A 10,050-nucleotide genomic window follows, 5' to 3' on the forward strand; every position below is an offset into this window, starting at 1 on the left:
CGGCGGGCCGAGTTTGGCACGGCCGGGCGCGATCACGGATACCTCCTTCATGGTACCCGCGGCCTGCCGGCACAATGCCCGCAACCCACAGCACGATCCGAGGACCCATGGACCTTCCCGCAGCGGATGCCGCCTTGCAGGCGGCGATCGAGGGCGAGCAGCTCGCCGGCGTCACGTATGCCGTCTTTCGCCGGCAGGAGCTGCTCGCGCGCAAGGCGCTCGGCTTCGCGGATCGCGAAGCGGGGATCCGCATGCGCGAGGACCACCTGTTCCGGGCCTTTTCCAACACCAAGCTGGTCACGAGCTGCGCCGCGCTGCAGCTGCTGGAGCAGGGACGCTTCGCCCTCGACGACCCGGTCGGCCAGTACATCCCGGCGCTGCGCGACCTGCGCGTCCTGCGTCCGGGCGCGACCAGCGTGGACGATACGGAGCCGGCGCGCGAGCCCGTGCGCATCCGGCACCTGCTGACGCACACGGCCGGTTTCACCTACGGCTTCACGCAGCCCGACGCGCCGATCGCCAAGGCCTACCGCGAGGCGCGCGTGCTCGATCCGGCGCTGGACCTCGCGCAGATGATGGAGGCGCTCGGGCGCCTGCCGCTGCTGTTCGAGCCGGGCAGCGCCTGGAACTACTCGGTCGCGACCGACGTCGTGGGCCGGCTTGTGGAAGTGGTGACCGGACAGAAGCTGGACGAATATTTCCGTCGCCACATCTTCGCGCCGCTGGGGATGCACGACACCTTCTTCTCCGTGCCCGCGGACAAGCAGGATCGCCTCGCCGCGCTGTACATCGGCAGCCTGAAGGAGCCGCTGCGCCCGGGGCTGCGCCGCGCCGACCAGCTGCCCTACGAGGGGGCGTATCGCAGGAGCGTGCCTTTCCTGGGCGGCGGCGGTGGCCTGGTCAGCTCCCTGGACGACTACAGCGCGCTGGTGCGCGCGCTGCTGGGCGGCGGCGCGCCGCTGCTGCGGCCGCAGACCATGGAACTCGTCACGCGCAACCAGCTGCCCGCGGGCATGTGGATCCGGTTCCCCGACCAGCCGACGCAGGTGGGCCGCGGCCACAGCCTGGCCGCGGCCGTGGTGGTGGAGGAAAACCCCGGGCTGGGACTGGCCGAGGGACAGGTGTACTGGGGCGGCCTGGCCGGGACGAAATGGTGCTTCTCGCCCCGCGAGGACCTCGCCGTCGTCCTCATGACCCAGCGCTACATGGGCAGCGACCTGCCGTACTGGCCGGCCTTCCTGCGCGCCCTGCGGCAGGACCTGCGCGCGGCCTGAAGCGACGGGCAGGACCGCATCGCGCCCTGCCCTGTTATCCTGCATCGACACACCCTCCGTGGAGAGTCCCATGCCGAAGCCGAATTACTCGTTCGAGAAACGCCAGCGCGAGCTGGAGAAGAAGCGCAAGAAGGAGGAAAAGGCCAACCGCAAGGCGGCTGCCCCGGCGCCCGCGCCCGTCGTGACGCCGCCGGAACAGGAGCAGCGCTAGGCTCCCGATGCGAAAATGACGGCATGAGCGCCGTCTGGACCGAGCAAGACTCCCCTTCCCCCGCCGACCGCAAGATCGAGTTCGAGAACCACAAGCTCGAGAAGCGGCTGTGCCGGCTCGTGGGCCAGGCGATCGGCGACTACGCGATGATCGAGCCGGGCGACAAGGTGATGGTCTGCCTCTCGGGCGGCAAGGACAGCTACGCGCTGCTGGACATCCTGCTGAAGCTGCAGCGCCGCGCGCCGGTGCGCTTCGAGCTCGTCGCCGTCAACCTCGACCAGAAGCAGCCAGGCTTCCCGGAGCACGTCCTGCCCGAGTACCTGAAGTCCCTGGGCGTGCCCTTCCACATCGAGGAGCAGGACACCTACTCGATCGTCAAGGACAAGATCCCCGAGGGCAAGACCATGTGCAGCCTGTGCAGCCGGCTGCGCCGCGGGATCCTGTACCGCGTCGCGGACGAGCTGGGCGCCACGAAGATCGCTCTGGGCCACCACCGCGACGACATGCTGCAGACGCTGTTCCTCAACATGTTCTTCGGCGGCAAGCTCAAGGGCATGCCGCCCAAGCTGGTGAGCGACGACGGCCGCCACATGGTGATCCGCCCGCTGGCCTACGTGAACGAGAAGGACCTGGTGCGCTGGTCCGAGGTGCGCGCCTTCCCCATCATCCCTTGCACCCTGTGCGGCAGCCAGGAGAACCTGCAGCGCAAGCAGGTCGGCGCCATGCTCAAGGACTGGGACAAGCGCTTCCCCGGCCGGCTGGACAACATGCTCCACGCGTTACAGAACGTCGTTCCTTCCCACCTGGCGGACGGAACGCTCTACGATTTCAAGGGTCTGACCGCCAGCGGCGTGCCCAGCCCGGACGGCGATACCGCCTTCGACCACGAAGAGTTCCCCGCTCCGGGCGCCATGCCCGCCTTGCAGGTCATCAAGCTCTGAGAGGCGCCCCGCGCCTCGCGTTCGGGAGGTCGCATGGGTCCGTCCGCTTCGTTGCGTCTGTTGCGTCTTTTGCTGGCCGGCGTGGCCGCCCTGCTGCTCGCGGGCTGCGCCGGCACCTACCTGCTGGACAACCAGGTCCAGTCGTTCTCGCAGCTCCAGGGCCTGCCCGCCCAGCCCACCTACCGCTTCGAGCGCTCCCTCTCGCAGCAGGTCGACCCGGCCCAGCAGGCGCTGGAGGGCCTGGCCGACGCCGCCCTGTACAAGGCCGGGTTGCGCCGGGACGACGCCGCGCCGCGCTACAGCGTGCAAGTTTCGGCTCGCACCGAACGCACCCTCTCGCCCTACGCCGATCCCTGGAGCCCCTGGGGCTGGGGCGGCGGCTGGAACCTGGGCGTCGGCGGCCGCCACTTCGGCCTGGGCCTCGGCGGCCCCTGGCCCGGCACCGACAGCTACTGGTTCCACCGGGAGGTGAGCGTGGTGATCCGGGAGCTGGCGACCAACAAGGTGGTGTACGAGACGCACGCCTTCAACGACGGGCCGTGGCTGGACAACCGCAGCGTCCTGCCGGCCATGTTCGAGGCCGCGATGCAGGGCTTCCCGAACCCGCCGGCCGGCCCGCGGCGGGTGGACATCCAGGTCGGCCGCAACCCGCCGCCCGCCTGAAATCGGTTTGGCTTCCAGCGGCGCCTCCCTACAATGGGCCGCATGGAAGCCACCCGCATCATTGCCGTGCGGCATGGCGAGACGGCCTGGAACGTGGACGCGCGCATCCAGGGCCAGCTCGACATCCAGCTGAACGACACCGGGCGATGGCAAGCCCGACGCGTGGGGCAGGCCCTCAGCTCGGAGCAGCTGAGCGCGATCTACTCCAGCGACCTCGGACGCGCTCACGAGACCGCGCGCGCCATCGGCGATGCGGCGGGCATTCCCGTGGTGGCCCATCCCGGTTTGCGGGAGCGGCGCTTCGGCATGTTCGAGGGCAAGACCTTCGACGAGATCCACCAGAACTGGCCCGAGCACGCGCAGAACTGGCGCAAGCGCATTCCCGAATGGCAGCCGCCGGAAGGCGGCGAGTCGCTGCTGCAGCTGCGCGAGCGCGTCGGCCGCACCGTGAGCGACCTGGCCTCGCGCCACTGCGGGCAGCTGATCGCCGTGGTGGCGCACGGCGGGGTGCTGGACACGCTGTACCGCATCGCCACCGGGCAGGAAGTGAACTCGCCGCGCACCTGGCAGCTGCCCAACGGGGCCATCAACCGCCTGCTGTGGACGCCCGAGGGCTTCACGCTGGTCGGCTGGTCGGACACCCAGCACCTCGAACATGCATCCTTCGACGAAAACACCTCTTTCTGAGGACCTCAAGCGGCTGGCCGGCCAGCCGGTCGCCGCCATCGACACGCCCGCGCTCGTGGTCGACCTCGACGCCATGCAGCGCAACCTGGGGCGCATGGCCGAGTTCGCCCGCAAGCACGAGATCCGCTGGCGCCCGCACGCCAAGATGCACAAGAGCTCGGCCCTCGCCAAGCTGCAGATGCAGGCCGGCGCCGTCGGCGTCTGCGTGCAGAAGACCAGCGAGGCCGAGGCCATGGCGGCCGGCGGCGTGAACGACGTGTACATCACCAACGAGGTGGTCGCGCCCGCCAAGCTGGCGCGCGTGGCGCAGCTGGCGCACCAGCTCGCGGCCGAAGGCGGCCAGCTCGCGATCGCCGTGGACAGCGTCGAGGGCGTGCGGCGGCTCGCGCAGGCCATGAACGAGCGGCGCGGCGGCGGGCCGGCCGCGGTGATCGACGTGTTAGTGGAGATCGACGTCGGCCAGGGCCGCTGCGGCGTGCCTCCGGGCCGCATGGCCGTCGACCTGGCGCTGGAGATCCGCAAGCACCCGGCCCTGCGCTTCGCTGGCCTGCAGGCCTACCACGGCCGCGCGCAGCACCTGCGCAGCCCGCAGGCGCGCCGCGACACGATCACGCAGGTCGTGCAGGACGTGCAGTTCACGCGCAAGCTGATGGAGCAGGAAGGCGTGCCCGTGCCGCTGGTCACCGGCGCGGGCACCGGCAGCATGGTCTGCGAGGCGGCCAGCGGCGTGTTCGGCGAGCTGCAGGCCGGCTCCTTCCTGTTCATGGACGCGGACTACGGCGCCAACGAGCGCGACCCGGCGCAGCCGCAGTTCGAGAACGCGCTGTTCGTGAAGTCGCAGGTCATGAGCTCGGGCGTCGTGCACGCGGTGTGCGATGCCGGCCACAAGAGCCACGCGATCGACTCCGGCCTGCCCAAGGTGCTGGTGCGCGAGCCGACCGGCGAGCTGGAATACGTGAACGGCGGCGACGAGCACGGCGTGCTGAAGCCCGCCAACGGCAACCAGCGCGTGCCGCACCTGGACGAGACGATCTGGCTGATCCCGGGGCATTGCGACCCGACGGTGAACCTGCACAATTTCCTGGTGGGAGTGACCGGCGGGCTGGAGAACGGGAAGGTCGACAAGATCATCCGCGTCGACGCGCGCGGCGCGCTGACCTGACATGCATCTCTCCCCCAGCCAGATCATCGTCCTGGCGACCCCCGTGTTCCTGCTGCTGATCGCGGTGGAATACGCGTGGGGCCGCTGGCGCGGGCGGGACACCTACCGGCTGAACGACGCGATCAACAGCATCTCGCTGGGCATGCTGAGCCAGGTGAGCGCCGTGCTCACGCGCCTGTTCCGCATCGGCATCTACACGGCGGTCTACGGGTGGGTCTCTTTCTGGCACGCCGATGCGTTCTGGACCTCGCCCCTGGGCTGGCTGCTGGCGCTGGTCTTCTACGACTTCTGCTACTACTGGCTGCACCGCGCCGGCCACGAGGTCGCGATCTTCTGGGCGGCGCACGTGGTGCACCACCAGAGCCAGGACTACAACCTCTCCACGGCGCTGCGCCAGACCAGCTCCGGAGCCCTGCTCGGGTGGATCTTCTACCTGCCGATGGCGATCGCCGGCGTGCCGCCGCTGGTGTTCGGCATCGTCGCCTTGATCGACCTGCTGTACCAGTACTGGGTGCACACGGAGCACGTGGGCAAGCTGGGCTGGTTCGACCGCTGGTTCTGCTCGCCCTCGAACCACCGCGTGCACCACGCGGTGAACGACGGCTACCTCGATCGCAACTATGGCGGCGTGCTGATCGTGTGGGACCGCCTGTTCGGCAGCTTCGAGGAAGAAGGCGAGAAGTGCGTGTACGGCACGCGCGCGCCGCTGGAAAGCTGGGACCCGCTGTGGTCCAACTTCGAGGTGTACTGGGCGCTCGCGAAGGACAGCTGGCATGCCCGCTCCTGGGCCGACAAGCTGCGCGTGTGGTTCAAGCCGCCGGGCTGGCGGCCGGCCGACGTCGCGGAGCGCTTCCCGAAGCCGGCTTTCTCCTTGGAGCGCGTGACGCGCTACCACCCGCCCATGTCACGCCCCCTGGCCTGGTTCTCCGGCCTGCAGTTCGTGGCCGTGCTGGTGGCCGTCGTGCTGTTCCTGTGGCATGCGGACGGCCTGCCGCTGTCGCAGTCGGTCGTCTGGCTGGCGGCGCTCACGGCGGCGCTGTGGGCGGTGGGGGCGGCGATGCAGGGCCGCATCGGGATGATCGAGGTGCTGCTGGTGGAGGCGGCGGCGCTCTCCACGGCGAGCAGCGCGCAGGGCTGGATCGAGGTGCACCGGGTGTTCAAGCCGGCGGCGATGCTGCTGGCGATCGGTTTCGTGGTGGCGCGGCTGCAGGGGGCGCGCGGCTTCGAGCTGAAGCTGGTGGCCGCGCTGGCGCTCAGCCTCGCGGGCGACGTGTTCCTGATGCTGGAGGGCTTCTTCATCCCCGGCCTGGTGAGCTTCCTCGCGGCGCACGTCTGCTACCTGGCGCTGTTCCGGCAGGGCGTGCCGTGGTTCCCGAGCCGGCGCGCGCTGGCGGCGACCGTCGCGGCAGCCGCCGCGATGGCGGTCTTCCTGTTCCCTTATCTGGGGCCGGTGCTGAAGGTCGCGGTGCCCGCCTACGCGCTGGTGATCGCGCTGATGGCGGCCCAGGCGATCGGGCGGGCGGTGCTGGTGCGCGATCCGGCTTCGGTGGCTGTCGCGGCCGGGGCGGTGCTGTTCATGGCGAGCGACACGCTGCTGGCGATCAACAAGTTCGCGCTGCCGCTGCCGATGGCGCAGTTCTGGGTGCTGGGGACGTATTACGCGGCGCAGGTGCTGATCGTGCACAACGCGCGGGAGGTGGCGGTGGCAAGCTGGGGTTCGCTGCGCTCACCGCCAGCCTACGAAGGCAAGGCGGCCTAGGCTCCGTGGTGTTCGTAGGCTGGCGGTGAGCGCAGCGAACCCCAGCAAATCACCGCCGATTCACGAATCGAACAAGGTCCCTTCCGCCTTCGGCGGCGTGACGCCGAGGTGCCGGTACGCCGCCATGGTCGCCACCCTCCCCCGCGGCGTGCGCTGCAGGTACCCCTGCTGGATCAGGTAGGGCTCGATCACGTCCTCGATCGTGTCGCGTTCCTCGCCGATGGAGGCCGCCACGTTGTCCAGCCCCACCGGTCCGCCGTCGAAGCGGTGGATCACCGCCTCCAGCAGCTTGCGGTCCATCACGTCGAAGCCCTGCGGGTCGACGTCCAGCATCGCCAGCGCCTTTTGCGCGATGTCCTTGTCGATGCGGCCATTGCCCTTCACTTCCGCATAGTCGCGCACGCGCCGCAACAGGCGGTTGGCGATCCGCGGTGTGCCGCGCGAGCGGCGCGCGATCTCGGCAGCGCCTTCGGCGTCGATGGGCGCCTGCAGCAGCCCGGCGCTGCGGTGCACGATGCGCGTCAGCTCCTCGGGCGTGTAGAACTCCAGCCGCGCCACGATGCCGAAGCGGTCGCGCAGCGGGTTGGTCAGCATGCCCGCGCGCGTCGTCGCGCCCACCAGCGTGAAGGGCTGCAGGTCCAGCTTGATCGAGCGCGCCGCCGGGCCCTCGCCGATCATGATGTCGATCTGGTAGTCCTCCAGCGCCGGATAGAGGATTTCCTCCACCACCGGCGAGAGCCGGTGGATCTCGTCGATGAAGAGGACGTCGTTCTTTTCCAGGTTGGTCAGCAGCGCCGCGAGGTCCTTGGGTTTCTCCAGCACCGGGCCCGAGGTCTGGCGCAGGTTCACGCCCAGCTCGTTGGCGATGATGTGCGACAGCGTGGTCTTGCCCAGGCCGGGCGGCCCGAACAGCAGCACGTGGTCCAGCGCCTCGCCACGCTTGCGCGCCGCGCCGATGAAGATCTCCAGCTGCTCGCGGGTCTTGGCCTGGCCGACGTATTCCGCCAGGCCCTTGGGCCGCAGCGCCCGCTCCATCGCTTCTTCGGCCGGCGAGGCCGGCGCGGCGGAAACCACGCGCTTTTCCGGCGGCGGGGCGAAATCGTCGGTCTGGATGCTCATCGCGCCAGGGCCTTCAGCGCCTGCTTGATGCCTTCGCTCACGCCCACGTCCTTGGGCAGCGACTTGAGCGCGGCGGCGGCTTCCTTGTCGCTGTAGCCCAGGGCGACCAGCGCCTGCAGGATGTCGGCCTGCGCATCGTCCACCGGGCCGGCGACGTGGCCCAGGTCGGCGCCGATCCTGCCCTTCAGCTCCAGCAGCAGGCGCTCCGCCGTCTTCTTGCCGATGCCCGGCACCTTGACCAGGCGGCTGGCGTCCTGGTGCGTGACGGCCTGGCCGATGTCGGCCACGCTCATGCCGCTCAGGACGGCCAGCGCCGTGCGTGGGCCCACGCCCGAGATCTTGATCAGCTGGCGGAAGGCCTCGCGCTCGCCGGCGGAGCCGAAGCCGAACAGGACCTGCGCGTCCTCGCGCACGACGAAGTGCGTCAGCAGCGAGACCTTCTCGCCCACGCCGGGCAGGTTGTAGAACGTGCTCATGGGCACGTCGACCTCGTAGCCGACGCCATGGCAGTCCACCAGCACCTGCGGCGGGTTCTTCTCGCTCAGCGTCCCCGTCAATTTGCCTATCATTGCGGTCCTCTTCCAGGATTATCGGCTTGATTCTCCGCCACACCTTCAGCCCCCTGAGCAACACCCGGCTCGCGCACCTGTGCGGGCCCATGGACGAACACCTGAGGACCATCGAGCAGGGGCTGCAGGTCCGGATCTCCCATCGCCAGGAGCATTTCCGCGTCGAAGGCGCCAAGGCCAAGGCGGAGCGGGCGCTGGACGTCCTGCAGGCGCTGTACGAGATGGCAGGCCGCACCATCCCCAAGGAGCGGGTGCAGCTGATGGTGGCGGGCGACATGCCCATGGACGAAGACGAGGACGGCGCGCTGGTGCTGCACACCCGCCGCACGGACCTCAAGGCGCGCACGCCCAACCAGAGCGTGTACCTGGACAACATCGCCAACCACGACATCACCTTCGGCATCGGCCCGGCCGGCACCGGCAAGACCTACCTGGCCGTGGCCTGCGCGGTGGACGCGCTCGAACGCAGCGCCGTGCAGCGCATCGTGCTGACGCGTCCGGCGGTGGAGGCGGGCGAGAAGCTGGGCTTCCTGCCTGGCGACCTGACGCAGAAGGTGGACCCGTACCTGCGGCCGCTCTACGACGCGCTGTACGACCTGATGGGCTTCGAGCGGGTCACCAAGGCCTTCGAGCGCAACGCGCTGGAGATCGCGCCGCTGGCCTTCATGCGCGGGCGCACGCTGAACAACGCCTTCGTGATCCTGGACGAGGCGCAGAACACGACGCCGGAGCAGATGAAGATGTTCCTCACCCGCATCGGCTTCGGCAGCAAGTGCGTGGTGACGGGCGACATCAGCCAGATCGACCTGCCCAAGGGCAACCTGTCGGGCCTGGTGGATGCCGAGCGCGTGCTGCGGCGCGTGAAGGGCATCGCGCACACGCGCTTCACCAGCGCCGACGTCGTGCGGCACCCGCTGGTGGCACGGATCGTCGACGCCTACGACGCGGCGCGCAAGAAGGAAGCATGAAGGCGCGCTTGGCGCTGTCGCTGCAGTTCGGGGCGTTTGCCGGCGCGGCGAAGCACCGGCAGGTGCTGGCGGCGGCGCGCGTGCGCCGGTGGGTCTCGACCGCGCTGGCGGGGCCCGGCGAGATCGCGGTGCGCATCGTCGGGGCGGAGGAAGGGCAGGCTTTGAACAGGCAGTACCGGGGCAAGGACTACGCGACCAACGTGCTGACCTTCGACTATGCGCGGGAGCCCGTGGTTTCGGCGGACCTGGTGCTGTGCGCGCCGGTGGTGGAGCGCGAGGCGAAGGAACAGGGGAAGACGCTGGAGGCGCACTACGCGCACCTGCTGGTGCACGGGACGCTGCATGCGCAGGGGTATGACCACGAGGCGGGGGAGCGGGAGGCGCTGGAGATGGAGGCGCTGGAGATCCTGCTGATGGGGGTGTTGGGGTATCCGGATCCGTATTGAGCTGGGGTGAGGGTGTCAGAAATTCCGTGTGTGAGGCATAACATGTCGACAAGGAGCATGAGTGCCACGCAAGACAAAGGCCGCCGCGGCGGCCAAACCTGACACCCCGCAGATTCCCCAGGAGCTGCTCGAGCAGCTGATTCCCGGTCCGGTAACGCCGGCGGAATTCGAGGACATCTTCCAGCGCTTCAAGAAGGCGTTCATGGAACGTGCATTGGGCGCCGAAATGACGCAGCACCTGGGCTACAAGG

Annotated in this window: 11 protein-coding genes and 1 pseudogene; 10 read left to right on the plus strand and 2 right to left on the minus strand. The window is 69.4% G+C overall.

Annotation, left to right across the window (positions count from 1 at the left end):
- The first annotated feature begins 107 nt into the window (after positions 1-107).
- The 7 genes from ACY0MJ_RS02455 to ACY0MJ_RS02485 all read left to right on the plus strand — a co-directional run bounded on the left by ACY0MJ_RS02455 (position 108) and on the right by ACY0MJ_RS02485 (position 6,697).
- Positions 108-1,274, plus strand: coding sequence for a serine hydrolase domain-containing protein (locus ACY0MJ_RS02455; protein ID WP_462636678.1), 1,167 nt, complete (start codon positions 108-110; stop codon positions 1,272-1,274).
- 70 nt (positions 1,275-1,344) lie between these two features.
- Complete coding sequence (locus ACY0MJ_RS02460; protein ID WP_462636679.1) at positions 1,345-1,485, plus strand: hypothetical protein; 141 nt, start codon at positions 1,345-1,347, stop codon at positions 1,483-1,485.
- A gap of 23 nt (positions 1,486-1,508) precedes the next feature.
- Positions 1,509-2,426 carry a tRNA 2-thiocytidine(32) synthetase TtcA gene (gene ttcA / locus ACY0MJ_RS02465; RefSeq protein ID WP_462636680.1) on the plus strand — a complete coding sequence of 306 codons (918 nt, stop codon included), beginning with the start codon at positions 1,509-1,511 and terminating at the stop codon, positions 2,424-2,426.
- Between the two features lie 60 nt (positions 2,427-2,486).
- Entirely contained in the window at positions 2,487-3,089 is a 603-nt protein-coding gene (locus ACY0MJ_RS02470) for a DUF4136 domain-containing protein (protein WP_462636681.1), read from the plus strand.
- A 42-nt stretch (positions 3,090-3,131) separates the two neighbouring features.
- Complete coding sequence (locus ACY0MJ_RS02475; RefSeq protein ID WP_462636682.1) at positions 3,132-3,776, plus strand: histidine phosphatase family protein; 645 nt, start codon at positions 3,132-3,134, stop codon at positions 3,774-3,776.
- Positions 3,745-4,938: a DSD1 family PLP-dependent enzyme gene (locus ACY0MJ_RS02480; RefSeq protein WP_462636683.1), complete on the plus strand. Its 1,194-nt coding sequence runs from the start codon at positions 3,745-3,747 to the stop codon at positions 4,936-4,938. Before ACY0MJ_RS02475 ends, ACY0MJ_RS02480 begins: the two co-directional genes overlap by 32 nt.
- Position 4,939: 1 nt before the next feature.
- Positions 4,940-6,697 carry a lysoplasmalogenase family protein gene (locus ACY0MJ_RS02485; protein WP_462636684.1) on the plus strand — a complete coding sequence of 586 codons (1,758 nt, stop codon included), beginning with the start codon at positions 4,940-4,942 and terminating at the stop codon, positions 6,695-6,697.
- A gap of 60 nt (positions 6,698-6,757) precedes the next feature.
- Here ACY0MJ_RS02485 and ruvB read toward each other — a convergent pair whose 3' ends face one another.
- Entirely contained in the window at positions 6,758-7,816 is a 1,059-nt protein-coding gene (ruvB, locus tag ACY0MJ_RS02490) for a Holliday junction branch migration DNA helicase RuvB (protein WP_462636685.1), read from the minus strand.
- Complete coding sequence (gene ruvA / locus ACY0MJ_RS02495; protein ID WP_462636686.1) at positions 7,813-8,385, minus strand: Holliday junction branch migration protein RuvA; 573 nt, start codon at positions 8,383-8,385, stop codon at positions 7,813-7,815. The genes ruvB and ruvA overlap by 4 nt, the downstream gene beginning before the upstream one ends.
- 26 nt (positions 8,386-8,411) lie before the next feature.
- Between ruvA and ACY0MJ_RS02500 the strand changes: the two genes are divergently transcribed.
- The 3 genes and pseudogenes from ACY0MJ_RS02500 to ACY0MJ_RS02510 form a co-directional block, all read left to right on the plus strand.
- A complete protein-coding gene (locus ACY0MJ_RS02500; protein WP_462636687.1) occupies positions 8,412-9,353 on the plus strand; it encodes a PhoH family protein in 942 nt (313 codons plus the stop codon).
- On the plus strand, positions 9,350-9,799 hold the full coding sequence (gene ybeY, locus ACY0MJ_RS02505; RefSeq protein WP_462636688.1) for an rRNA maturation RNase YbeY: 450 nt from the start codon (positions 9,350-9,352) through the stop codon (positions 9,797-9,799). Before ACY0MJ_RS02500 ends, ybeY begins: the two co-directional genes overlap by 4 nt.
- Before the next feature lie 61 nt (positions 9,800-9,860).
- A pseudogene (locus ACY0MJ_RS02510) lies at positions 9,861-10,050 on the plus strand (IS256 family transposase); the annotation flags it as partial.

Source organism: Ramlibacter sp. bp-362, assembly GCF_054956735.1.

Bases quoted from the DNA above. Each gene is read 5' to 3' on its own strand.
- ACY0MJ_RS02485 (WP_462636684.1), top strand. From the start codon at position 4,940: ATGCATCTCTCCCCCAGCCAGATCATCGTCCTGGCGACCCCCGTGTTC.
- ACY0MJ_RS02475 (WP_462636682.1), top strand. From the start codon at position 3,132: ATGGAAGCCACCCGCATCATTGCCGTGCGGCATGGCGAGACGGCCTGG.
- ttcA (WP_462636680.1), top strand. From the start codon at position 1,509: ATGAGCGCCGTCTGGACCGAGCAAGACTCCCCTTCCCCCGCCGACCGC.
- ruvA (WP_462636686.1), bottom strand. From the start codon at position 8,385: ATGATAGGCAAATTGACGGGGACGCTGAGCGAGAAGAACCCGCCGCAG.
- ACY0MJ_RS02480 (WP_462636683.1), top strand. From the start codon at position 3,745: ATGCATCCTTCGACGAAAACACCTCTTTCTGAGGACCTCAAGCGGCTG.
- ybeY (WP_462636688.1), top strand. From the start codon at position 9,350: ATGAAGGCGCGCTTGGCGCTGTCGCTGCAGTTCGGGGCGTTTGCCGGC.
- ACY0MJ_RS02455 (WP_462636678.1), top strand. From the start codon at position 108: ATGGACCTTCCCGCAGCGGATGCCGCCTTGCAGGCGGCGATCGAGGGC.
- ACY0MJ_RS02460 (WP_462636679.1), top strand. From the start codon at position 1,345: ATGCCGAAGCCGAATTACTCGTTCGAGAAACGCCAGCGCGAGCTGGAG.
- ruvB (WP_462636685.1), bottom strand. From the start codon at position 7,816: ATGAGCATCCAGACCGACGATTTCGCCCCGCCGCCGGAAAAGCGCGTG.